15 protein-coding genes are annotated in these 24,013 nt (G+C 67.7%); 7 read left to right on the top strand and 8 right to left on the bottom strand.

The window, feature by feature from the left end; genetic code table 11:
• The first annotated feature begins 108 nt into the window (after positions 1-108).
• Together CFP71_RS20430 and CFP71_RS20425 are read left to right on the top strand one after the other, a co-directional pair.
• Complete coding sequence (locus tag CFP71_RS20430; protein ID WP_093935470.1) at positions 109-495, top strand: WXG100 family type VII secretion target; 387 nt, start codon at positions 109-111, stop codon at positions 493-495.
• Positions 492-1,586 carry a transglycosylase SLT domain-containing protein gene (locus CFP71_RS20425; RefSeq protein ID WP_093935469.1) on the top strand — a complete coding sequence of 365 codons (1,095 nt, stop codon included), beginning with the start codon at positions 492-494 and terminating at the stop codon, positions 1,584-1,586. Before CFP71_RS20430 ends, CFP71_RS20425 begins: the two co-directional genes overlap by 4 nt.
• Before the next feature lie 663 nt (positions 1,587-2,249).
• Here the strand turns inward: CFP71_RS20425 and CFP71_RS20420 are convergent.
• Positions 2,250-3,416, bottom strand: coding sequence for an ROK family protein (locus tag CFP71_RS20420; RefSeq protein ID WP_093935468.1), 1,167 nt, complete (start codon positions 3,414-3,416; stop codon positions 2,250-2,252).
• A 375-nt stretch (positions 3,417-3,791) separates the two neighbouring features.
• Here CFP71_RS20420 and CFP71_RS20415 point away from each other — a divergent pair, with 375 nt between their 5' ends.
• The 3 genes from CFP71_RS20415 (at position 3,792) to CFP71_RS20405 (ending at position 6,171) form a co-directional block, all read left to right on the top strand.
• On the top strand, positions 3,792-4,340 hold the full coding sequence (locus CFP71_RS20415) for a CAP domain-containing protein (protein WP_167406209.1): 549 nt from the start codon (positions 3,792-3,794) through the stop codon (positions 4,338-4,340).
• A 91-nt stretch (positions 4,341-4,431) separates the two neighbouring features.
• Complete coding sequence (locus tag CFP71_RS20410) at positions 4,432-4,851, top strand: hypothetical protein (protein WP_093935467.1); 420 nt, start codon at positions 4,432-4,434, stop codon at positions 4,849-4,851.
• Positions 4,852-5,649: 798 nt separating this feature from the next.
• A complete protein-coding gene (locus CFP71_RS20405) occupies positions 5,650-6,171 on the top strand; it encodes a LuxR C-terminal-related transcriptional regulator (RefSeq protein WP_167406208.1) in 522 nt (173 codons plus the stop codon).
• Here CFP71_RS20405 and CFP71_RS20400 read toward each other — a convergent pair.
• Positions 6,164-6,655: a hypothetical protein gene (locus CFP71_RS20400; protein WP_093935465.1), complete on the bottom strand. Its 492-nt coding sequence runs from the start codon at positions 6,653-6,655 to the stop codon at positions 6,164-6,166. The genes CFP71_RS20405 and CFP71_RS20400 overlap by 8 nt on opposite strands.
• Positions 6,652-7,044, bottom strand: a complete 393-nt coding sequence (locus CFP71_RS20395; RefSeq protein WP_093935464.1) for a DUF6069 family protein — start codon at positions 7,042-7,044, stop codon at positions 6,652-6,654. The genes CFP71_RS20400 and CFP71_RS20395 overlap by 4 nt, the downstream gene beginning before the upstream one ends.
• Before the next feature lie 173 nt (positions 7,045-7,217).
• Here CFP71_RS20395 and CFP71_RS20390 point away from each other — a divergent pair, with 173 nt between their 5' ends.
• The gene (locus CFP71_RS20390; RefSeq protein WP_093935463.1) at positions 7,218-7,685 is read left to right on the top strand and encodes an SsgA family sporulation/cell division regulator; all 468 of its coding nucleotides are present in this window, start codon (positions 7,218-7,220) and stop codon (positions 7,683-7,685) included.
• A 611-nt stretch (positions 7,686-8,296) separates the two neighbouring features.
• Here the strand turns inward: CFP71_RS20390 and eccCa are convergent.
• The 4 genes from eccCa to CFP71_RS20370 all read right to left on the bottom strand — a co-directional run bounded on the left by eccCa (position 8,297) and on the right by CFP71_RS20370 (position 15,873).
• Positions 8,297-12,268, bottom strand: a complete 3,972-nt coding sequence (gene eccCa, locus CFP71_RS20385; protein ID WP_093935462.1) for a type VII secretion protein EccCa — start codon at positions 12,266-12,268, stop codon at positions 8,297-8,299.
• A gap of 187 nt (positions 12,269-12,455) precedes the next feature.
• On the bottom strand, positions 12,456-13,478 hold the full coding sequence (locus CFP71_RS20380; RefSeq protein WP_167406207.1) for a polyprenyl synthetase family protein: 1,023 nt from the start codon (positions 13,476-13,478) through the stop codon (positions 12,456-12,458).
• On the bottom strand, positions 13,475-14,500 hold the full coding sequence (locus CFP71_RS20375) for a terpene synthase family protein (protein ID WP_093935460.1): 1,026 nt from the start codon (positions 14,498-14,500) through the stop codon (positions 13,475-13,477). Before CFP71_RS20375 ends, CFP71_RS20380 begins: the two co-directional genes overlap by 4 nt.
• Before the next feature lie 5 nt (positions 14,501-14,505).
• Entirely contained in the window at positions 14,506-15,873 is a 1,368-nt protein-coding gene (locus tag CFP71_RS20370) for a cytochrome P450 (protein ID WP_093935459.1), read from the bottom strand.
• Between the two features lie 293 nt (positions 15,874-16,166).
• Here CFP71_RS20370 and CFP71_RS20365 point away from each other — a divergent pair, with 293 nt between their 5' ends.
• Positions 16,167-16,934 (top strand): helix-turn-helix domain-containing protein, encoded by a 768-nt coding sequence (locus CFP71_RS20365; RefSeq protein ID WP_093935458.1) that lies wholly within the window; start codon positions 16,167-16,169, stop codon positions 16,932-16,934.
• A gap of 473 nt (positions 16,935-17,407) precedes the next feature.
• Here CFP71_RS20365 and CFP71_RS20360 read toward each other — a convergent pair whose 3' ends face one another.
• Complete coding sequence (locus CFP71_RS20360) at positions 17,408-23,893, bottom strand: WXG100-like domain-containing protein (protein ID WP_143267130.1); 6,486 nt, start codon at positions 23,891-23,893, stop codon at positions 17,408-17,410.
• Positions 23,894-24,013 lie beyond the last annotated feature (120 nt).

Genomic DNA, 24,013 nt, shown 5'->3' with positions numbered 1-24,013 from the left:
ATCAGCGGAGGATTTCCCTCCAAAGGACGCTTGTGCCGCCACACGGCCCTTGTGTCCGGCCGTCACCGGGGGAACCTCAGCCGAGGAACGAGTCCGGAGGAGACGGTCGTGGTCCAGTACGACGTTGCGGCGATGGAAGCGGCGAGCAAGCGGCTGGCCGCGCTCAGGGACGAACTGGACCGGGCGCGCACCCTGCTGGGGGATGGCGCCGGCGCGAGCAATCCGTTCGGCGGGCTCGGCTCGGGCGACGGCGCGCACGCGTCGGTCTCCGGCTTCCACGCCGGCGTGCACGGGGAGTTCGGGCACGCCATCGAGCACCTGGACCGCTCGGCCGCCAAGTTGCGGCAGACCGCCCAGGAGGCCCAGGGCGTCGACACGGACAACGCGCGGGTCGTGCACCACGCCACCGGTGCGGCCTCAGCGGATCCTGTACCGGCTTCACCGCCGCGAGACACCCCCGAGGTCGGCAACGCCTGGCTGGACGAGATCCGATGACCGCGCCGATGCCACCCGAATGGGGTGCGGTCGAGGAGAAAGCCGCGCGGCTCGAAGCCCTCGAACCGGAGCGCGTCGAGGAAACGGCTAGAAGTTTCCGACAGGCCGCCGAACGACTCGATGGCCACGCGAGCGGGCTTCGCGCCGCCATCACCGGACTACGTGAAGGTGCCTGGAGCGGGCAGACCGCCGAAGGCTTCTACGGCTATGTGGACGAACTCGCCGGTGCCGGCGGCCGGCTCCGCGGCAGCCTCGGTTCGGTCGCCGACGATCTCTCGGCGCTCCGGGAGCGGCTCGGCGGCATCCGGACCTCGGCGGGGGAGCGGGTCGAAGCGGCCCGGCGCGAGATCCGGCAGATCGACAGCGAAGCGGCCGCAGCGGCGGCCAAAGCCGAGACGCGGCAGGACGCCGTCAACCGGCAGGTCGTCGGTGCGGTGCCGCCGGAGAAGCCGTCCACCACGATTCTGGCCGAAGCCGCCGAGCGTGCGGCCACGGCGGCCCGCGCCGCGGGCGAAGACCTCGACCGGCTCGCCACCGAGGCGGACACGGCGATCGGGCGAACCCGAGAGGTGATGAGCCGGCACACCGGCGGAACCTTCTCCGCGGTGGGGAAGCCCGTCGTCGGCACCTCGCGCAAGGGCGCCGCGCCGAGCACGAGCGGTGGTGGGGCAGGCGGAGGTGGGGCGAGCGCGCCCGCGACGACGAGCGGAGGGCCGCCCGCCGCGATGCCGCCGGGCGACGTCCACCAGTGGATCCTGGAAGCCATCAAGGAACTTCAAGCCGTCGGCATACCGGTGTCCGAAGCGGATATCGCGAGCATCTGGGCGATCATCCAGCACGAATCGAGCGGGAACCCCAACGCGATCAATCTCTGGGATTCCAACGCGGCGGCGGGACATCCGTCGAAGGGGCTCATGCAGTGCATCGACCCGACGTTCGAGGCGCACAAACTTCCGGGACACGACGACATCTACAACCCGGTCGACAACATCATCGCGGGAGTGCGATACGCGCTCGACCGCTACGGTTCGATCGGCGAGGTGCCCGGCCTGCAGGCGATGGCGGCAGGCGGTGCCTACCGGGGCTACTGACCGGAACCCGTAGACGGCCGGCGAACGCGAAAGTGGACAGGGTCCGGGTCCGGGTCGCGTTCGCCGGCCGTCGTGGTCGTCCGCGGCGCTCGGACACCTAGGATCACCGTAACTCCGCCGACAGGCCAACCGTAGGGCCGACGGCCCCGGTCAAAGGGAAACCGGTGATCTTTCGGACAACGGGAGTGCCCTCACGGCACCGGCGGCCGCTTCGTTCGAGAGCTCGTACGCGACGTGGCCTCGAATGTTCGTAAAGGATGCCGTGCCCGCTTGGCCCTCTGCGGTGATGAGGGTTGAAGACGGCGTGCCCGTGGGTGGGTGGTCCGCGCGGGGAGCCGTCCGCGCTGGGACGTCGTGAAAGTGGCTTTCGCGACGTGTCCGGGCCTTCCGTCGCCCACGAAGACCGCACCACGTGTGGTGAAGGGGACTTTCCGCGCGTGCGATGAGGGGAAAGCTCCCTTCACCTCGCTGATGCCCCCGAGCGCCGGTCCGTGAAGGCCTCCTTTCCTACCTTGAGAGTAAGGAAGGAGGCCTTCACGGACTTGCCACCCGACAGGACACCTTTGCCCTACGGCTCTTCGCAAGCCGGAGAGGATCCGCTGCCGCGCAGCCCATCTCGTCGCGAAACCCGGCCACGGTCGGTGGGTCGCGACACGAGTCCGATCACGGGACCGCGTAGGGAAAACCGGCGGGCCTGCCGTCTTCCAGCGGGATGACTTTGCGCGGATCCTGTCCGTACTCCAGAAAGGCGCAGATCGGCAGCGCCGCCGCTCCGATCCGGGCGGTGGCCGCGGTGGCCAGGCCCGCCTCGATCGTCGTGGGCCCGAGCGCGCGTTGGGCGAGGTTCTCGCGAAGTTCGTCGAGATGCCGTTCGGTCAATGCGCGGCCGAACCAGCCGGTGAGGACGACGCGCTCGGGCTGCAGAAGATTCGTCATTCCGGCGATGGAAGCGCCGAGATAACCGACGGTCTCGCGGGCGAGTTCCGGATGGGGAGCAGTCAGGAGTCGGCGGCCCGCCTTGGAACCCGGCTTCGGTGTGCCGCCGGAGAGCTGACGGTGGCGTTCGAGTACTCCGTCGGCCCCGATGTAGGTCTCCGCGCATCCGCGCGCACCGCACCGGCAAGGCCGTCCGTCGTAGACCAAGGTCGTGTGGCCCCAATCGCCGGACCACTCGATCCGCCGATCTTCGACCAGGACGACATGTGCCTCGGCTTCGAGCACCACGACCGCTGTGCGACCGGCCTTGCCCGCCGCGCCCAGCCAGCCTTCGGCGCGTGCCAGCGATCGCACCCGGTTGTCGCCGAGGACGATGCGCAGGCCGCTGCGCCCGGCCAATTCGGTCGCCAGCTCCGCGCCGGCGGGTAGGCCGATCGGGCCGGGCACGGCGACTCCGGCGCCGATGATGGCGCCGCGTGTCGTCTTCGCCGCGCGTTCGACCGACCGTAGCCCGGCGATGATCCGCTGGGAAAGCGCGCCGACGTCCGACAGACTGCCGGGAGCGCGGAAATGCGAAACCGCTTGCTGTCGCAGAGCGAAATCGTAGAGACCTATTTGGACATTGTCCTCGGTCACGTCGACGCCGACCACCGAACCGTAGGCGGGATTCACCTCGACCAGGATTCGCGGCCGTCCTCCTCGCGAGTCGGCGGCTCCGACCGTCCGGATCACCCGGTTCGAAAGTAACTCGCTGACCACCCGGCTCACCACCGAGCAGCTCAGGCCGGTCGCGTCACTGAGTTCCACCCGGCTCGACGGACCTTCGTGGTACAGGGTGGTCAGCACCGAAGATCGATTATAACGGCGCATTTCCCGGCCGGCTTCGCCGCGCATGGAGTCACTTTCCTCCCCGTTGACCCTCGAAAATCGACTTCACCATTCGGTTTCCGCTGAAGGCAATATTATTTGCTTTTTCGGATAAACTGGCTGCCCGTTCGTGGTGGTCCGTCACCCGGTTGCTTGGTGAACACTGTTCGGGCGCAGTGTTGACTGCCTGTCAACAAAATGCGTATGCGGATTACGATGGGGCTGTTTTGTGACACGTATTTCAAGGAAGGTGAAGTCCAAGTATTACTACCGGGAAGTATTCACTGTCGGAATCCTGCCCGAACGGGCGGTCCCGCTGACTCTGAAGGCCGGTCGCGGGATGCGGAGGCGCTCTCGTGTTAGCTTGCGGAGAGGGTATCTCCGGTGGGCGGAAGGGATCGCATGCCCCAAAGTCGTCGAAACCGGAAGCGTGGCAAGTCCGCCGCGCGCGGCTCTTTGCGCCGGAAGGCCACGCCGGTCGTGGATTCGGTGGTCCGCACCTCGGTTCGCGAAGCCGCGCCGTCCGAGCGGGACTCGCCGTTCGCCTCGATCGTGGGTAGCGCCGCGCACCAGGCCCGGCACGAGGACGCGGTGACCCGGCTGGTCAACGTGTTCCGGAAGAAGTCCGGCCTTCCGCCGTTCGAGACCGACGAACGGCTGCGGACGGCCGCGCGCCGGCACAGCAAGGACATGGCCCGCAGAAACTTCTGTGCGCATGTCGCGCCCGACGGCGGCACGCCGGCCGAACGGATGCGTGCGGCCGGATATCCCCATCCGGGCGGGGAGAACGTCGCTCGCGGTCAGGTCGATCCGCGAACGGTCGTCCAGGCTTGGCTCGACAGTCCCGGGCATCGGGCGAACCTGGCCAACCCCCAATTCACCACTATCGGCGTTGGTGTCTATTTCCTGGCCGACGCGGGGCCGTACTGGACCCAGAATTTCGGTTACTGAGGGCCGCCCTTTTGTCGGCTGTTTCCCGTGTTCGTCCCTACGGATGGCACTTGCCCTCTCCGAATCGGGCGGGAAGTGGGAATATCCGAGTATGAACAACCTTCCTGAGAAAAGCGCTCGGTCGGCCTTCATCGGGCGCTGTCGTGTTCCGAAGCGTCCGCCTGATCGGGCCGTACTCGTCGACGCTCTCCGCAAGAGCCCGCTGACGCCCGCGGTGTTCATCACCGGAATCGAGCACCGCGCCGCCGCGGCGATCGTGCACGCCGCCCTGCCCTCGGTGACGCACGCCCGGCGCAGGATCCATTGGCTGCTCGACGAGCACCTGTTCGTCGACGAGGCGACGAACGCCGGCGTCCGGGTCCTCACTCATTGGGACGAGCATTCGCAGTGCCCTCGGATGGAGGTCGCGGAGATCGGGGATCGTTTGCTGTGGCAGCGCCTCGTCATCACCTTCGCCGACTGGGAACGCGCGGGACGTCCGGTGCCCGAAGAGACACTGCCCAGCGTCTGATCCGGTCCGGCGGGAGAGGGGGACGGCTCACCGTGCTGTCGGGTGAGCCGTGCCGCGCTGGGGGCCGGGCGTGCGGGAAGGAAGGCTCGTGTTCCGGGATCCGGTGACGACGCCGAGGAGCCGACGACGATGAGGGGTGCATCGTCGTCGGCTCCTCGGGTTCCGGCAGGCCCGTGCGATGGGGGCGCGAATCGGCCTGCACTGCCCCGGTCAAGGCCGGGAGTCCTCGGTGATCGAGAACTGTTGTGACCACTGCCCGCTCCGGGCGGGGGAAGGGTGAAAACGAAGCGTGCCGCGGTCTTCTTCTTTCGGTGACGGGATCGGCGGGGGAACCGATCGGGTGTCACAACGAAGACTTTATCCGCGATCGGTGTTGCGGAAAAGGGAAATAAGGGCATTGTCGTTGGACATCGGCGGCATTCGTGAAAAGTGAGCGGATTTCGCATTCGTTCTTGTAGTTATTCGTCGATGATTTCAGGCGTTGCGGGCTCGAGGACTCGGACGTAGGATGATCGGTGATTTGGCGAGCGCCTGAGGAGTCGATCGGGTCGAAAGGGCATGTCTCACCGAATTTCGCGCTGCCTCCTTGACTGCGCGCTCCGCCTAATTAGAATTCGGCGGAGCATGAACGAGAATAATTCACCTTCGCCGCCCCTTGTCCGTGTGAGATCCTACTTCGGGCCGCCACTCAAGCAGGCAGGCCGGGATCCGGAGATTCCCAGGGACGCGCGATTCCGCGCCGTGGTGGTGGATCCTCATCCTCGAAGACGGCGCGCGTACGCCGGCCGGTTACGGAGGATGGGGGCCGAGCGCGTCGTCGAAGGCAGTACGCCCCGTGGTTTCCGTGCGGGGAAGACCGCGGCGAGCCGGACCCATGTCGCCGTCCTGTACGCGGGCGGCGACGCGCGCGCCATGGTCGATCAGGTGGGCGACCTGTACCGGCGGGGAGCGGAGAGGGTGGTCGTGGTCGCCGGTTCGCGTGACCCCGGTCTCGCCGTGGCGGCGCTCCGCGCCGATGCCGTCGGCTACCTCGCCGATTCGCCCGACTCGGCGACCCGGATCGCGGCGCGCAAGTCACCCTCGGCGGACGACAGACGCGTCGTCGCCGAGTACGCCGTGCAGAAGGCGGTTCTCTCGGAACGTGAGATCGAGATTCTGTGCCTGGTGGCCGACGGACGGACGAACCAGGAGATCGGCACCGAACTCCTGGTCTCGCCGAACACCGTCAAGGGACATCTCGCGCATATGGCGCGGAAGCTGCAGACCGGGGACCGGACCCGGATGGTGCTGCTGGCCCTGCGCGCCGGCGTGATCAGCTGAGGCCGTTGCGGTCACGCCACACCCGCCGCCGATATGCGGCGATCCGGCGGTTCGGCCGGGAGAGTGCCGAAAAGACCCCCGCGGCCAGGGGAAGCCAGCGTTCTTGCGGCGAGGGCTCACGCAGCCAGCGAACCGCTCCGCGGGTATCGACCGTCGGCGGTAGCAGGACCTTGCTCAGCGGACGGTGGAACAGCACGTTCTCGGGAAGATCCTGGTCCGGGATGACGAAGTCGCTCGCGTCGACGAGGGCGTGCACCCGGAACGGCGCCCCCGGGGTCAGGATCAGCGGTCCGCGCGGAACGGCGTCCCGCGCCGAGAAGAGATGCTGGTTCTTGGTGTGGAAGGGAACGGAGAACGCGGCTATTCCCCCGGTCAGCACCAAGGCCAGCGAACGTTCGCCGACTTCGACGTCCCAGGCGAAAGCGCCGCGATAAAACTCGGCCGCCGCCTGTAGCCGCGGCGAGGTCTCGGGAGCGGCCGTCACCGCGCCACGTCCGGGATCGTCCTGGCGAAGGCGCCGACGACCGCGCCGCCGACCACGAGGTGCATGATCATGAGGCCGGTGACGTTGACGGCGGTCGCGCCGTCGTTCAGCAGGAGCAGGTCCGGGATCCACGACAGGACCAGAACGACCGGAACGACGACCCGCGGCGCCCGTGGCGCGAAGCGCGCGAGCAGGCTCAAGCCGAGGGAGCCGACGAGGAAACCCACCACCGTGGCTGGAAGGTACTCGGTGGGGTCGAGCCCGACCGTGGCCGGTCCCTCGTCCAGGGACCTCGCGACGAGCGCGATGACCATGTTGACGGTCAGTGCCGCGATCAGGGCCAAAATGATCCGCGGCGCGGGAGGGCGGGTGTGGTGAATGGTGCGCATCGTGATTCCTTTCCCCGGCAGAGTGCCGCGCTTGTCGATGGTCGCCGGAAAAGGCTGTCCGATACCAGAGAACTTCGGGCATGATCCGCGCACGGAAACGCCCAGTGTGCGATCGTCCGTGCCTCGGCGGAGCGATTGAGGTCGAATGAAGACGGTGCGGCGATCCTGGCCGGATGAACCGAGAAGTGGATTCAGGAACGCCGGACGACCTTTCTGTCCGGCACGTGACGCACCGGCACGAGATCGTGTTCGGGCGGCTGCTGCCCGACGGGGAAGAGCTGCCGGAGAGCTGCGAACTGAGGTACGACACCAGCGATCCGTTCGCCGTCGTGGTGCGGTTCCTGCGCGATACGGCGATCGAGGCGGAATGGCTGTTCTCAAGGGAACTTCTGTCCGCGGGAATACTCACGCCATCGGGCGAGGGGGACGTGCGGATCGGTCCGGATCCGGACGGAGCCAGGCGGGTGATGGTGACCTTGACGACGACCGAGGGCGCGGCCACTTTCACCGTCCGGCTGGGCGAACTGGTCGAGTTCCTCGATTGCAGCCATGCCCTGGTGGCTCCCGGCGAGGAATGGCGCTGGTTCGATCTCGACCGTGAGCTGAGCCACCTGGTCGGTGACGGAGAACGGGAGAACTGAGCCCTGAAGAAGCCGGGCACCGCCCTCACAGCGTGATTCCAGTGCCAGGGAGCCTGTTTTCTCGGTTCGGCCGGCGCCTGTTCGGGCAATGGGCTTGGCTGGAAGGACAACCCGCACGGCCGGTTGGCTTCCCGCGCGTTAGCGTCAGCGCGAACCGGCGGGAGATCGGGCCCCACCACCGTCGGCATCCGGGCTGGGGGCCGTTCAGCCCCCCGGACAGTCCCCAGCCCGCTCGGTGGGAAGACTTTCACCGCCTCGGAGACAGCATGCCCGGGGGTGAAGGGGACTTTCCCCGCGCGAGATGAGGGGAAAGTCCCCTTCACCCCGCTGATCGCCGACGACCACCCGCCACCGGACAGGACACTTTGCCATAAACCTCAATAGCGTCAACCGAAGTACATGAAGGCCTCCTTCCTGGCGCCTAGCGCAAGGAAGGAGGCCTTCATGTACTTCCAGACCCGGACGAACGCGGGTGCTGCCGGGCGGCTGCGATACGGCACGGTTGACCACCTCCCGGTAGAGGCGTGGTGAAAGCCACTTTCGCAACGGTGAAGGTTGCGAAAGTGGCTTTCACAACACCGGCACCCACGATCGCGGGGACGACGCGGACGTCAAGACTCGACGAGAGGCGTCTGCACGAGCCGCACGGACCGGCGCCGGTTCACGAACTGAGCACGTCCGGTCGGCAGCACCCGGGGCTTCAGGTTGCCGAGGAAGGCCCCTTCCGACTTGGGACAGGACAACATCAGCGCGGGGGTACCCAGCTCCCACATGCGGCGGATCGCCGGGTTCGACATCGACCGGCCGCCACCCGAGGTGCTGCGGGCGATGATCACGTGCAGACCCACATCGGCACCCTGTGCCAGCACCGGCAGGAGCGGCTGCAGCGGGCCCGCGCTGCCCGCCGTCTCGGCGAGCTCGAAGTCGTCGATGATGATGTAGAGCCGCCCGCCCTTCCACCAGTCACGCAACGGCAACCTGCTCGGGCTGATTTCCGGGCCGGGGATGCGTTTCTCGAAGATCGTCGCCGCGCCGGCGATCGACTTCGTCAACGCTTCGGCGCCGACGGCGTATTCGAGCTGATGCGATTCCGGGATGCAGCCGCGTAGCTCGCGGCGGAAGTCACCGAACATCACGCGCGCCTCGCTGGAGGAGTGGTGGGCCACCACCGAGCGCGCGATGTGCTTGAGCAGGTTCGTCTTGCCGCTTTCGGCGTCACCGTAGACGAGCAGATGCGGGCTGGCGTCGAAGTCGTGCCACTCGGGCGCCAGGTGGACGTCTTCGACCCCGAGCGGGACGCGCATCTCCGCGGCCGGGTTCGGCGCCGTCGGCCCAGGCAGCTCACGGACGGTCAGCTTGTGCGGCAACAGCCGGACTTGCGGTGCCTTCGGCGCCTGGGGCGTGGTCAGCGCTTCCGCGAGTTCCACCGTGGCGTCGGCGAGGTCGTCGGTCCGCGAAAGGCCGTCGATGCGTGGCAGCGCGCTGAGGAAATGCAACCGGTCAGGGGTGATCCCTCGTCCGGGAATGGACGGCACGGTCGCCGCGAACCGGCTGTTCACCTCGGAGTCGACAGGGTCGCCCAGTTTCAGCTCGAACCGGGTGCCGACCACGTCCCGCAACCACGGCCGCATCTCCGACCACCGGTTGGTGGCGATGATCAGGTGGATACCGAAGCTGAGGCCGCGCGCGGCCAGTTCGCTGAACCGTTCCTCCAGCTCCTCGAAATCCTGCCGCACCGTGTACCAGCCGTCGACGATCAGGAACACGTCGCCGTACGGGTCGAGATCGAGATACCGGCCTTCCCGCCGGGCCCGCCGGTAGCTGGTCATCGAGTCGATGTTGTGCTCGGCGAAGATCGTTTCGCGCCGCGCCATCAGGTTGGTCACTTCGAGCACGGTCCGGGTCACCCGGTCGCGGTCCAGCCGGTTGGCCACGCTGCCGACGTGGGGGAGCGAGGCCAGCGCCGTGAGCCCGCCACCGAAGTCGAGGCAATAGAACTGGACCTCGTTCGCGGTGTGGGTCAGCGCCAGCGAGCAGATCAGCGTGCGCACCATCGTGCTCTTGCCACTCTGCGGTCCACCGACGATCGCGACGTTTCCCTTGCTGCCCGAAAGGTTCGCGCTCAGCAGCTCGCGCCGTTGCTGGGCGGGCAGGTCGATCAGCCCGACCGGGACGTCGAGGGTCGCGGTCTGCAGATCGCCGATCGGGCGGAACCCGAGTTCGGGATGGTCCACCAGCGGGGGCAGCAGCTGGTCGAGGGTCGGGGCCTGTTTCAACGGCGGCAGCCACACCTGGTGGGCTCGCGGGCCGATGCCCTTCAACCTGCCGAGCAACACGTCCAGCATCGTGTCCGTGGAGTCGTTCTGCTCGTCGATCTCTTCCGGCTCCGGTTCGGGAGTGGAGGCCGGGTCGACGTACCGGGTACCGAACGGGACGACGTTCTGACCGACCGAAGCGGCGTCGATCCGGCGGCGTTTGACCCGGTACGGCGCCGACGAGTAGGCCCCCTTGAACCGCACCAAAGTCTGCGTGTCCGGGCGGAGGTAGCCGTTACCGGGGCTGTTCGGGAGTTCGTAGGCGTCCGGGACGCCGATCACACTGCGGCTCTCCATAGCCGAGAACGTCCGGAGACCGAGCCGGTAGGACAGATGCGTCTCCACCTTGTGGATCCGGCCCTCGTCCAGCCGCTGGGAAGCGAGGAGGAGATGGACACCGAGGCTGCGGCCCAGCCTGCCGATCATCGCGAAGACGTCGATGAACTCGGGTTTGCTGGTGAGCATCTCGCTGAACTCGTCGACCACCACGAACAGCGCCGGCATCGGCTCCAGCGGGACACCTTGGGCGCGGGCCGCTTCGTAGTCGCGCCGGGAAGCGTAGTTCCCGGCGGCTCGCAGATGTTCCTGGCGCCGGTTCATCTCACCGGTCAGGGCGTCCTGCATCCGGTCGACCAGCTCGATCTCGTCGACCAGGTTGGTGATCACCGCCGAGGTGTGCGGCAGCTGGTCGAAACCGAGGAAGGCCGCGCCACCCTTGAAGTCCACCAGGACGAAGTTCAGATCCTCCGAAGAGTGGGTGGTGGCCAGCGCGAGTACCAGGGTGCGCAACAGCTCGCTCTTACCGGAACCGGTCGCGCCCACGCACAGCCCGTGCGGCCCCATCCCGTCTTCCGCGGCCTCCTTGATGTCCAGCTCCAGCGGGACCCCGTTGGCGGCGATCCCGATCGGCACGCGCAGCCTGCGCTTGCTGGTCATCCGCTCGCGGCGGTACTTGACCGGGTCGAAGGTCGCCACGTCGCCCAGGCCGAGCAGCGCGGCGAGGTCGTAGTCGACGGCCAGCGGCTCGTCGTCCCCGTCGGCGGCTTCGCCGATCCGGAACCGGGCCATGGTCCTGGCCAGCGCGTTCGCCGCGGTCGCGCTGAGCTGGTCCGGGCTGCACAGCGGCGCGGTCTGCGGTTTGCCGACCCGGTCGAACGACACGGTCCGGATCTCGTCGGCGTCGATCTCGAGGAAGAGCACGTCCGGGCGCTGCTGCCAGGGCAACGCGCCACCGACGTCCAGCACCACCGCGTTGCGGTAGCCCTCGTCGGCGATCCGGTGGTCGGAAGGTACGGACACACCGTCGACCAGCAGGACCACGAGGGGTTCCGACGCCGTGATCGGCGTGTCCGCCTCGAATCGCGGACGGCCGGTGAACGAGGGGCCGCCCACGAGGAGTTCGATCTCGTCGAGGCTCGTCGTGATCAGCCGCCTGGCCCCGGCGGCGTCGTGGCTTTCCTGGTCTTGGTTGTGGGGCAGCCACTTCAGCCAGTCCCAGCGCTCCAGCCGCTCCTCGGTGGCGCACAGCGCGATCCGGACGTCGCCGGGGGCGTGCGCCGTCACGAGCTGGGCGAGCATGGCCCGCAGCACACCGAGCACGGCCTCGTCGTCGCCGCTGAACTGGATCTGGCCGAAGCCGCGGAGATAGACCGCGATCGGCGAGTTCGGCAGGGTGGAATAGGCGCGCATGAAACGACGCAGGGCATGCGCCGAAAGCGGTTCCAGATCCTCGATCGGCTTGCTGTCCGGCGGGGTGAGGTTGAGCGAGGACCGCTGGGTGCCGAGCCCGATGCGGACCTCGCCGAAATCGTCGTGCGCCGGGCGGCGTTCCCACAAGCGGTAGCCCAACGCCATGGACCACAGGGAGTGCGGATCGGGGTGGATCCAGCGCGCCGCCTTCTGCTGATCGGTCAGCGCCTTGCGGACGCGACCGCGCAGCTGCGCCAGGTAGCGGATGTAGTCACGCCGGTGCCCGTTGAGCTTCTGCTTGTGCGTCACCGAGTTCCGCAACATCTGCGCGACCAGCATGCCGATCGTGGAGAGGATCATGAGGCCACCGCCCAGATAGGCGAAGATCCCCGCTCCCGGCCGGACGAACATCATCACCATCGCGAGCGAGCCGAGCCCCATCGGCGCGTACATCAGCACCGAACTGACGCCACCGCCGGTGTCCTCGGGAACACTCGGCGGCGGCTGCAGTTCGATGTCCGCACCGGAGGACGGCGGTTTCGGCCGCCGGGTGCGCCGGGGGAACAAGGTCGTGGCCATGTGGCTCTCCACTCGGTGAGTGAGGTTCTTCCCGCGGGTGGCGATCAGTTACGGCGGAACGTTGCCCGCACAAATGTCCGCGCGTAGCAGAAAACTCCGTGGGCGAGCTGCCTGAACGTGGACGGGCGGGTGACGCCGTGTCGTTCCTTGAGTGCCATGGTGGCGAGTTCCTTTCTCATCGGGTTGTTCACCGTTCGCGGTTCGTGACGGTCCGGGCCAGCTCCGCCAGCTTCTCGGCCGCTTCGTTGCCGGGGCCGAGACGCCCGAGCACTTCGATGGCGGCGGAAACATGACGGCGGCCCTCCGCTTCGGCCCGCTCGCGCGCGCCGGTGCGGACGATCACTTCGGCCGCCTCCTCCGCCAGTTCGTCGGTGATGACGGCCGGGCTCCGGTAGAGCCGCCGCAGCCATGCCGCGTCGGGAGTTCCGGCGTCCATCGCGGTGACGACCGGGAAGGATCGCTTGCGGCGCTTGATGTCGCCCAGAATCGGCTTACCGGTCAGCCGGGGGTCTCCCCAGATGCCCAGCACGTCGTCGGTGATCTGGAAGGCGAGGCCGAGATGCCGTCCGAAACCTTCGAGTGCCGTGACGAACGTGGGCGGGCTTTGCGCCAGGGTCGGCCCCAGGGTGGCGGCCGTGGTGATCAGGGCCGCTGTCTTGGCCGAAGCCATCCGCAGGTATTCCGCCGGTGTCACCACCTCGCGGGTCTCGAACTCCACGTCGAGGTACTCCCCGGAGACCAGCCGGTGGACCGACGACAGGAGCAGGCGTACCGATTCGGTCGCCCCGGGTGCCGCGCTGGCGGCGATCACCTCGACCGCGGCCCCGAGCAAGGCGTCCCCGGTCAGGATCGAGGCCGGTTTGCCGAACACCGTCCACGCCGACGGCCGGTGCCGCCGCTCGGCGTCTTCGTCGATCACGTCGTCGTGGAGCAGCGAAAAGTCGTGCACCAGCTCGACCGCGGCGCCGGCGACCACACCGAGGCCCTCGTCCGCGCCGACGGCACGGGTGGCCAGCAGCGCCAAAGTCGGGCGCAGCGCCTTCCCGCCGGGTTCCGACCGGGGCAGCCCGGTCGCGTCCAGCCAGCCGGCGTGGTAGCCGGCGATATGCGCGACCGTGGGGCACGAGCGGCGCACCGTCTCCCGCATGAGTTCACGCACGCGGGCACGGGCGGCGATCGGATCGTTCGCCAGATCGGTGGTCGAAGTCATCCGGACACCTGCCTCGTGGTGTTCACCAGTGTGGAATCCGTGCTCAGCCTGACGCCGTCGACGACCCGGTAGCGGGCGCAGTTCCGCGACCATTCGAGGTTGCCGCGCATCCACGTCTGCAGGCCTTCGACGAACAGCTCGATCGCGGCCAGCTCGCTCACCGTCAGGCCGCCCCAGCCGGGGAGGAGTCCGAAAAGGACGGTGCGGGCCCGATCGAACTGCTCGATCTGCCCCTCGACGAGATCGTAGACGGCGTCGATCGCCTCCTGGTCCGACAACGCCATCTCCTGGCGCAGGACGAGGACGCCGTTGCTCGTCTCGCCGGAGAGCAGCTCTTTCTCCAGGGACACGACGTCGTTCACCCAGACGACGACGTCCGCGGCCCGGTTGAACAGGATGTGGAACTGCTCGGTCTCGTGGATCAGGACCGGCACCTCGTGGCCGGTCGCCACCTCCAGCAGATCCAGCGACGGGGTGATCCCGCCGGTCGCCCGGCGCAGCTGGGTGTAGCCGAGCAGGTTGGGGGTCCGACCGCTGGCGCGGCTGTCCGCCTCGTATTTGAACCCGGTCAGGAACTGGCCCATATGCTGCTCGAACCGGGCCTGCCAGTGCCTGCTCCTGCCCTCCACCACGAGTTCCCGGACCCGGGCGAGCAGCGCGTCGAGCCGGGTCATTTCCGGGATCCGTTCGCCGCGCAGGACCGAAAGCACGCGTTCCGCCGAAGCGTCGTAGTCACCGACGACGTCGTCGTAGCAGTCGTCGATCACGAACGCCCAGAGGAACCATCCCGCCAGCGCGTCGAGCCGGTCTTCGGTGATGTGGGGATAGGACCGGGCGATCAACTCGCCGAGCCGCGTGCGTTCGAGTTTCGTCCGGGCACGTTCGCCGTCGAGTACCTGGAACTCGTCCGCCCAGTGCAGGATCCGCTGTTCGAGCTTTTCGGCGTACGGCGAGATACGGTCGGGCAGCTGGAGCAGGGAGTGGCCGGGCGAAGGCCAGATCCTGAGTTCGGCTGGGTGCACGGTGGTCAGCTCTTCCGGGTTCCGCGGGGTTCGACGGTCATGGGCATGTGACCGATGGTCAGTTCGGCCTTCGGGACGGGCTTGAGCTGATGCCCCGCCTTCTCCCGCAGCCGCCAGCGCGCGGCGATGGAGGCGAGCGCGATCGTCATCTCGTGGTTGGCCAGGACGTCACCGAGGCATTTCCGGCTTCCTCCGCTGAACGAGATCACCGCGTTCTTCGGCAGCTCCCGGAGTCGTTCGGGGAGCCACCGGTCCGGGTCGAAGGTGTTCGGCGCGGCGAACACGGCGGGGTCCCGGTGCAGCGCGTAGGGACTGAAAAGGATGCTGGAGCCGGCCGGTACGTGGTGACCGCCCAGGGTGGTGTCGACGACGGCGCGCCGGGTGATGAACCACACCGGCGGGTACATGCGAAGAGCCTCGTTGACGATCCGGTTCGTGTAGGGAAGCCGGGGATAGTCGTCGGGCGTGGCCGTCCGGGTGTTGAGCACGCTGTCGACTTCTTCGTGAAGCTTCGCTTCGACGTCCGGGTGGGTGCTGGTGAGGTACAGGGCCCAAGCCAGGCCGGAAGCGGGCGTCTCCACGCCCGCCGCGAGGATCGTCATGAGTTCGTCGCGGATCTCGAGGTCGGTCATCGCCGTGCCGTCCTCGTCCCGGGCGGCGAGCAGGACGGACAGGATGTCGTCGTGTTCGCGGCCGTCCTCACGATAGGCGTTCACCATCGAGTTGATCACGCCTTCGAGCCGCGCCAGCGCCTGCCGGTAGTCCTGGTTGGCCTTGGTCGGGACCTCGTGGACGACCGGTAGGGGCAGCATCATCCGGCGGAAGACGCCCTTCCAGACCACCGGGAACGAGCGCTGCACCTCGGCGATGGCCTCCGCGCCGAGGTCGTCGTCGGAGAACATGGCCTGTGCGGTGACCCGCGTGGTCAGTTTGCTCATCTCCTCCAGCACGTCGATCTCCTGACCGAACCGCCAGGAGCCGACCAGGTCGGCGACGTGCTTCGCCATCACCTCGGTGTAGCCGGTGATCTTGTGCTTCTGGAAGGCGGGCTGGATGAACGCGCGCTGACGCTTGTGCGTGGTGACACTGCAGGTACCGACACCATCGCCGAGGATGACCCGCATCTTGTCGATGAACTCGCCGCCCTTGTCGAAGACGCGGGGACGGTGCAGGACTTCCTGGACCACGTCGTGGGTCACCGCCATGTAGGCGACACCGGGGCCGAGTCTCACCCGGACGACGTCACCTTGATCGCGAAGCCGAGGCAGGTACGTCAGCGGGTCCTTGAAGATTTTGAGCGCGTTGCCGAGTACCGGTATCCGTCCCGGTGCGTCACCGAGCCGGTACTGCGACGATTCGGAGGTGATGGTCATCTGTGCTCCTCGACCTTGTCCGGTCGGCCACCCGGGGCGTGGATGGTCTTGTCGGCCTTGATTCGCACTGTTCCGCACGATGACCGTGCGTGGCCTTCGGAACGCCTTTTCGGTGAACGGTTATGCCCGCGCGGACGACGGGCGCCGTCGTTGGATGATCTTGGGAAGCGGTCCAAAGTGCACAATGCCTGACCGAAAATGCGCTGAGGGGTGCGGCCGCGTAGGCGCCCTCCACTTCACGGCCGCACGATCGAGTGACAAAGCTGCCAGGTGGCCGAAGTGGACGGATACCCATGAGTATTTCCCCAGCTTCTCTGTCCGGGAACCCGATGCGGTCCAAGGAAACACTCAGCGCCGTGGACAAGGCGATGCTCGTCCTGAACGCGGTCATCGCGCACGAAAGCTCGGCCACCCTCGCCGTGCTGACCCGGGAGACCGGCCTGGCCAAGGCCACCGTCCACCGGGTGCTCAACGTCCTGCACGAGCACGGCGTCGTGGCGCGTACCGAGGCCGGGTATCTTGCAGGTGAACAATTAGTGGACGCCGGCCTCAGCGCCAACGCGGATCTGTTCGCGATGTTCCGCCGGGAATCGACGCCGTTCCTGCTCGATCTGCACCGCGCGTCGGGCGAGACCGCGAGCCTGAGTGTCCTCGTCGGCGACACCGTGCATCACCTCAACCAGCTCTACGGTCACCGGACCTGTCGTCTTCCCGAGCAGGTGACCGCCAGGAAGGCCTCGGCGGAATCCGCGATCACCAGGATCCTGCTGGCGCACAGCAGCAGGGTGCCCGCGGCGGTGGCCAGGGCGAAGGAACTGGCCGCCGCGCGCAAGACCGGGATCGCCACCAGCCAGTGCCGGTCCGGGGTGATCACCACGCTCGCCGTGGCCGTGCCGCACGCGTCCGTGCCGTGGCCGGTCGCCTTGGCGGTCACCGGCCGGACCGGGAGCCTCGACCTCAATTCCACCGCGAAGTCGCTTCGTGGCACCGCCTTCGCCTTCGCCAAGCATCTCCGTGTGGTCGCGACGCGGGCGTCGGCGCTGAGCCAGGAGGCCGGCTGACCGGCATTCCGCGGCGCCTTGATCGTCTTTACGTCTAATCATCGATGGCCGTTTGTTGTCGACTCTTGGTGATTCCTGGTCAACTTCCGACCGGTCTGCTGAACTTCATTCAGCCGGGAAGCGTACGTATTACTCCCGGCGGATTCGGTAGAACTGTACGGAAGAGGTCATGCCATGGAATTGTCGACGAGGAACAAAGCTGTTCTGAAGGCGTCCGAAATCGTCAATGGCTGTCCGAGTTCGCTTACTCCGGTGCCGCCGGACGCCGAGCACGACGGGTGGACATGCACGCTCCCCGAAGGACATCTCGCGCGCTGTGACCACCTCGCGGAGGACGGGACGACCTGGTAGGCCGCGCTTTCGGTTTCTGTCCATTCGTCGTATTCGAGCGTGATCGCCGCTTAATCACGTGTGTTCGGCGGAAACGCGTCCGCGCGCTGTGCGCGACACCGTTTCCGAGCGTCCACGTCGGCTCAATAGTCATCCTCGCTGTGCATGTCGTTCATGGCCTCGAGAGCCGCTCCGAGGTCTTTCTGTCCGGTCCGGAGCCGCACCGAGCCGGACGCCAATTCGATCCATTCCGTGTCGGTCTCCAGCCTGCCGTCCGGGGTGATCCGCACCTGGCCTTCAGTGACCACGACCGGTTCCTGCATGCCGCGCGACACCGTGGGACCCAGCTGTGCAGCTCCGTTCCGGACCGCGAGGACGATACGAGGTCCGTCCAGTCTCGCGCTTTGCGCCCGGAGGGTCACGTCACGGGAGGAGAGCGCGTGGAGGAAGTCGCCGAAGGAAAGCGGACCGGAGGTCCAAGCGTCGACCGCGTCCTCCCCGGAGGTCAGGGTGGCCGCCACGATCTCCGCGTGAGGGTAGCGGGGGAGGCGCGAGGCTGTCGCCACCGCGTCTTCGATGCTGCTGCCCCGCATCGGGAAGTACCACCCTCGTCCGCCAGGTCCGATGACGGTCTGTGCCCGGTACCGCCGATCGTTGTTCCTGGTCACCGTCAACGGACGGGTCCAGGAGTGCAGGGCGACGGCCTGCTCTTCGGCGTGTGGGCTCAGTGGCAGCAGTTCCAGGAAGTCCAGGAGATAGGCGAGTTCCTCCCGCGGGCTGGAGAACTCTGGTGTGTGCCCCACCAGCCGTGGTCGGGTCAGCCGTTCCCGCAGCACGCCGTCGAGGGACGGATTCTCCGCCGCGAGCAGCATCGCGCCACTGATTTCGGCGTGCACCTGCCATTCGGCCTCGGTGAGCGCGCCGGCCCAGAACCGGAATTCGTAGCGGTCGCTCGCACTCCCCGCCACGTGCGTGAAGTTGATCGCCTCGTTCCGGTCGAAGTTGAGGCTTCGGACTTCGGCGCGCGAAGTGACGTTCGCCAGGGGGAGCGGGTTCGGACCGACTTCGGTGAGCTGCCGGGGTGACGACCCTTGGCCGCGATGGTTGCCCAAGCGGTAGAGGACGTCTTCGAACACCTTCCCCAGCTGCGCCAGCCTGCCGTTGACGGGCAGGCCGGGCTGATGCTCGAAGCTGAGGTTGACGTGGCCGCCCATCGCCCCGGCTGTGACCGGCTCTCCCTCGCTGTCCCGGTAGTTCCGGATGGAATGCAGGACCCTTGCGACCTTCGTCCAGTTTCCGGGCCCACCTTGGAGAATCGGCGAGCGTAACTCCACGCCGCCCTCGTCGCCTTCCTCGGTCACGAGGGTCCACCGGCCGGGATCGGTCTCGGTGTCCTGGAAACCCTTGCCGTCGTTCCACTCGAGGAATCCCTCTGCTTCGAGCTGCTTGCCCAAGCTCCCGACATCCGCGTCGAACTCTTCGCTGAGGAGCTGGAACTCGATCTCCAGGCCGAACCGGGCGTCCGGACGACCGGTCACGCCGTTCGGTACGCCGTCCGGATAGAATCGCAGAGGGCTTTCGCCGCGCCCGATCCTGGCGATGGCGGCGTCGTGCAGTGCCGCCATCCGCTGGAGCCGAGCGTCTCGCAACGCGTCGACGAGGCGATCGACGGTTTCGAGCCTTCCAGGGAGCCCTCTCGCGTCTTGCACGGTCAGGTCACGCACGGTGACCCGGCTCAGGAGGGCCTGCTTCTGGTCGATTTCGGCGCGCAGTCGTGGTTCGAAAGCCGCAGGGAGCGCGGTGATATGGCGTTTCGCCTGCGCGAGCTGATCGGACAGCCGCGTGAGCTGCCTCGACACGTGGGTCTGCGCAGGAGTGAGCGTCGAGGGGCCGGCTTCGGGGTGACCGGGGCCGAGCGTGAGGGTGCCGGGTGTGCTCGAGGCAACGTGCTGGACGTGACCGTCCGGGGTGATGTGGATGGGGAGACCCGGATGCGCGACGGACAGCCGGAGACCTCCCGCGGCGAAGGAGGGATGGTCTCGCAGGGCCAGGACGAGCCGCGCGTAGCCGTCGGCTTCGGTGATCCGGCAGGCCCAAAGCCGGATTTCGCCGATCGTGTTCCAGGTCGCGAGCGGGATCGGTAGGGTGGAGATCACCTCGATGAGCTGGTCTGGTGTGTGGGTGATCTCGCCGCCCAGGAAGCCCGGCAGGGAGAAGACGCCGTTGTCGTGATCGACGACGATGCGCAGCACCCCGGGCTCCGGGGTGGGGAAGGCGGCGGCGATGTTCGCGGCGTATCTCTCCTGCACGAAGGCGAACCCGATCCGGTCGGGAAGCGGGATGGCGCGGACCGGCCGGACAGGTGAGCGAACAGGGATTCCGGAGCTGTCGGGCAAAGGCCGGTGAGGCTGGATTTCGAGCATGGACTCGGCGTGGGCGCGGAGACCGTGTTGGGAGCCGGCGATATGCCGGACACGCATTTGCTTGACGAGCTGGGCGACCCGGTCGGGGTTGCCGGGATCACGGAGCGAGGCGTCGCGAAGGAGCAGCTCGCCGATGCGGCGCTGGACGTCGTGCCGGACGAAAGCCGAGTCGGCGGACAACCGCTCCAGCCGGTCGCCGTTCTTGACCGCATCGGTGACCGCTTCGCGGACGAGGGCCGCCAGGGTGCTGTACGACCCCTTGATTCCCTGGCCCATCAGGCGGCGGGTCAGGTCTTCGGGAGTGGCGCTCTTGTCGGCCCAGGCCGCGGCGTAGGCGAGTTTGTCGATCCAGCCGTGATCTTCCGGATCGTCGGCGTCGAGTGACCGGCCCAGGAATTTCCCGTCCGAAACCAGGGGGAGCGAGTCGCCTTCGGGACCTGTCTCGACTCGATGGTCTCCCGTGTCCAGTGTGCTCGGCTGAGTGACAGCGGTTCTCCTTTTGCCTACAGCGGCACGTAACGCCTCTTTGCGCCCTTCCAGGTTGTGTGCCTTCAGGACCGTCAGCAAGGCGTTGACCCCGATATCGGGGTTCTTCTTCATGAAGGCGGGAACAACGGAATCGAGGAGTGCGTCGACCCGTGGATCTTTCTCTCGATCTTTGATGTTCAAGACCGGGCGCCGCCGATGATGCCGTTCGGCGGCCTCGATGGCTTTCTTCGCGTATCCGGTCAAGGTCTCGCGACTGGCGACCAAACCGGCGTGTTCGGCGCGGCGGGCGATCTCCGTCGCCTTTTCGTGCGGGTGGCTGATCGCCAGCTGCCACAGCACCGCCGTGAAGTCGTTGGGATCGTCGGTGTCGAAACGGTGCTCTTGCGGACGGCCACGGTAACCGGGCCGCCACAGCGATCCGTCGGCTTCGGCCTCCTCCACCGCCCGGGTGATGGCCTCGGTGATCCCGCTCTTTCTCGCGACGCCTTCACGGTTCAAATGGAAGCTCAAGGTCGCCGATCCGAGGCCGCCGTTTTCGGCGACCACCTTGCGCGCCAGCTCGTCGATGACTCGCCGGTGCTCTTCGTTGGCAGGGTCGAGCTCGCCGGCACGGATGGTGATGGGGTCGATTTCGGGACCGGTGGTTTCGATGCCGGTCCCCAGGTGATCGGGGGGCGCTTCCAGAGCTGCTCGGGCGTGCTCGTCGAGGGCACTTTGGCCGCCGGAGATGTGACGCATGCGCATGTGTCTCGCCAACCGCTTGACCTGGGCTGGGCCCCGCAATTCCGGCGACACGCGCAGAATGGTGCCGATCCGGCTCCGGATGGCGTCCCCATGAGCAGGGTTCTCGGAGTCCAGCAGGGAAAGCCGGTCTCCGTTGCGGGTGGCCTCGGCGACGGCCGCGGAGACCAGGCGAAGCAGATTCGCCCATGCTCCGGTGATGCCTTCCTCGATCAGGCCCCGGGTCAGGTCTTCGGGAGTGGCTCTCGTGTCGGCCCAAGCCGCGGCGTAGGCGATTTTGTCGATCAGTTCGTGATCGGTGAGCCGGTCCGCGTCCAGGGAGTGGCCGAGGAACGTCTTGCCGGGGTGTGCGTCCGGTTGGTCACCGGCGGCCGCGCGCGTGTCCTGCGCTTCCCTTCGCTCCTTTACGAATTGCTGGAGCTCGGCGTCCGTTCCTTGTACGTTCCGGTCTCTCAAGCGCTCTATGATGGCTGCCTGGCTCAAGGTCGGGTCGCTGAGAAGCCGGTCTGCCAAGTCCGCGATTTTCGCGCGGTGCTGGAAATTCGGCAGATACAACTCCAGATTCCGGCGCGCATCCGCTTCGGCGGCCTTGATCGCCTGCCTGGCTCCGGTGAGCAGATGGCCGTCGCAGTCGATGAATCCGGATTCCACAGCCGTTCGCGCGATCTTGTCGGCGGTGGCGTGGGGGCGGATGATCGCCTGCTGCCACAACCACACGGTGAGGTCGTCGGGCCTGTCCAGGTCGAACGTCCCGTGCCGGTGCTCACCTCGATAGAGCGGATTCCAAAGCTCGTCGTTCTTCACGACGGTTTCCCTGGCCAGACGGATCACGGCGCCGGCGACCATGGGTTTGTACAGTTCCCCGTTCCCCCCGCGCAGATACGCGAGCAGATGCGGCCGACCCAGGTCGCCGTATCGATGGAGCAAGGCGGTCGTCGCGGCGGTGAGCCGGGTCGCGGTTTCGTGGCCGACCAGCGCGATGAGGTCGGCGGTGGTGTCCGGGTGAGCGGCGTGGCGGCGTTTGAGAGCGCCGCCGGAACCCGTGCCGATATCGGTGGTGCTCTGCTTCGGGCCGAGGGCGAGGGTGCCCTCGACGCCGGGGTCGGTGGTGTGCACGGTGCCTTGAGGGGTGACGTACACGGGCCTGCCGGGATGGGCGACGGAGAGATCCGCGCCGAGGACGGTGCGGACAGCGTGGCCGAGTGACGAGGTGTGGTCCGGGAGGAGGTCGCAGGCCCAGAGTTCGACGGTCTTGAAGGCGTGCCAGGACCGGAGTCGCGGGTCGAGGTGGGCGAGAACCTCGGCGACCTGGTCCGGGCGATGGGGGAGGGGGCGGTGGTCGTCGCCGGGAAAGAGGAGGTGGCCGCCGTGCTGGTGGCTGACGAGACGGAACACGCCGGGCTCGGGATACGGGAAGGCGTTGAGCACAGTGCGGGTCTGCGGTCCGGTGATGAACGCGACGCCGCCGCCTCCGGGCAACGGGATCGCACGGACCGGTTGTACCGGGGAATGCGTGGGAATGCCTTGGAACAGTTCGCTGGGAGTGCGCCCCGGGTCAGGGGCGGGGGAGCCCTGGACGGCTTCCGGGTGAGGTGTGACCCCGGCCTGCTCGGTCAGGAACGAGGTGGTGGCCGAGGAAAGGGCGCGCTCAACGTTGCGCTCCGGCATGACCGCCACGGAACCGTCATCTCCCGGGACGAGGCGGGGCCCGGTGCTCGTCGACGGAACCGTCTGCGGCGCGAGGACACTGGACGGCGCTTGAACCCGGGCGCTCCGGAAGTGCGCCGGCGCGGTCGCCCTTTCCCCGGAGCTGGTCGTGTCCAGCCGTGAGTCACCGGCCACGGTCGCCGCCGCCGGCTGGACCGGCTGGGTGAGGGCGGCCACGGTGTAGGTCGGTCGAGCTCCCGGTTCGGCGGAGCCGGTGGGGCTTTTCTCCGTGGTCGCGCCGGTTTCGGCTTCGGGGATGGTGAAGGTGGGCAGGGCTGGTACGTGGATCGAGTCGAGAGCGGGCGCACCCCCGGTGGCGGCCCGTCCGCCGCCGTGGGCGCTGAACGCGCTGACGATGCCGAGGAAGGGGTTGGCACCCGCGTTGCCGGTGAGGACGTTGATGAGCGGCGCGGTGAGCAGTGCGGCACCGACCTGTCCGGTGCCGTAGGCGACATGGCCGACCGCCTTGAGCGGGCCGGCCAGCTCGGTCAGCAGGGGGCCTTCGGGCGCGGTGACGATCTTGCCCGCGGAGGTCTTGACCAGTCGGCCTTCGAGAGAGAAAGCGGTGGAACGGATCAGGCCCGCTCCGGCGTGGAAGAGCCCGGCGAAGCCGCCGCCGAGTAAGCCGCCGACGAGCGACGAGGTCAGCGAACGGGTGTCCCAGCCGTCGCGAAGGCCGTCGGCGACCTGCTGGGCTTGGACGCCGAAATCGGTGCCCGCCATGAGACCCGCTCCGATGGCGGCGAACTTCGCGGTCTGCTTCCCGGTCTCGGCCAGACCCCGCAGGATCACCGGCCGCGTGAGCGCACCCAGTTTGGTGATCAGGGCGCGCCAGATAACGCCGATGCTGATGCGCGCGGCGGCCAGGACCGGGGCGACGAACAGGGCCCCGATGACCGAGACGAGGAGCTCGATGACCGTGGCCAGCGCGAAAGCGGCGAAGACGACGAACATGACCTTGGTCTTGTAGACGTCCGCGGCGGCGTTTTTCGCCATCTTCGCCAGCTCGCCCGCACCGCGGGTCAGGGCGTCGAGGACCTCGGGGACGGTGGAGCCCAGGTAGTGGCCGAAGAACTCGCCCGTCTCGCCCGCCAGCGCCTCGGCGGTCGCGGTTCCCGCCGCACCGGCGGCGGCCCGGTAAGCGGCGGCCGCCGTCTCGAATTCCGCCCACGCCAGCCACAGCGCGGTCAATCCCCGATCGTCACTCTCCGGCCAGGAGAACCCCAAGGTGACCTCGAGGAACTTTCGGACCCCAGGGGGAACGCGCACACCGCCTTCACCCAACGTTTGCCTTACCTCTCGACCCGGCGAAGCGGCACCCGAACAGGTGCACTTTGCGTCAACCGAGTGGCTGTTACCGCCGGGTTACGCCCTTTCGGGTCGAAAGAG

Source organism: Amycolatopsis thailandensis, assembly GCF_002234405.1.
In the GTDB taxonomy this organism is placed as follows: domain Bacteria; phylum Actinomycetota; class Actinomycetes; order Mycobacteriales; family Pseudonocardiaceae; genus Amycolatopsis; species Amycolatopsis thailandensis.
This window is presented reverse-complemented; position numbering and strand designations above follow the sequence as displayed.

What these genes read in the sequence shown, in the direction of transcription:
- CFP71_RS20405 (WP_167406208.1), top strand. Translation starts at nt 5,650, where the DNA reads ATGGGGGCCGAGCGCGTCGTCGAAGGCAGTACGCCCCGTGGTTTCCGT.
- CFP71_RS20410 (WP_093935467.1), top strand. Translation starts at nt 4,432, where the DNA reads ATGAACAACCTTCCTGAGAAAAGCGCTCGGTCGGCCTTCATCGGGCGC.
- CFP71_RS20425 (WP_093935469.1), top strand. Translation starts at nt 492, where the DNA reads ATGACCGCGCCGATGCCACCCGAATGGGGTGCGGTCGAGGAGAAAGCC.
- eccCa (WP_093935462.1), bottom strand. Translation starts at nt 12,268, where the DNA reads ATGGCCACGACCTTGTTCCCCCGGCGCACCCGGCGGCCGAAACCGCCG.
- CFP71_RS20415 (WP_167406209.1), top strand. Translation starts at nt 3,792, where the DNA reads ATGCCCCAAAGTCGTCGAAACCGGAAGCGTGGCAAGTCCGCCGCGCGC.
- CFP71_RS20365 (WP_093935458.1), top strand. Translation starts at nt 16,167, where the DNA reads ATGAGTATTTCCCCAGCTTCTCTGTCCGGGAACCCGATGCGGTCCAAG.
- CFP71_RS20390 (WP_093935463.1), top strand. Translation starts at nt 7,218, where the DNA reads ATGAACCGAGAAGTGGATTCAGGAACGCCGGACGACCTTTCTGTCCGG.
- CFP71_RS20380 (WP_167406207.1), bottom strand. Translation starts at nt 13,478, where the DNA reads ATGACTTCGACCACCGATCTGGCGAACGATCCGATCGCCGCCCGTGCC.
- CFP71_RS20395 (WP_093935464.1), bottom strand. Translation starts at nt 7,044, where the DNA reads ATGCGCACCATTCACCACACCCGCCCTCCCGCGCCGCGGATCATTTTG.
- CFP71_RS20420 (WP_093935468.1), bottom strand. Translation starts at nt 3,416, where the DNA reads ATGCGCGGCGAAGCCGGCCGGGAAATGCGCCGTTATAATCGATCTTCG.
- CFP71_RS20370 (WP_093935459.1), bottom strand. Translation starts at nt 15,873, where the DNA reads ATGACCATCACCTCCGAATCGTCGCAGTACCGGCTCGGTGACGCACCG.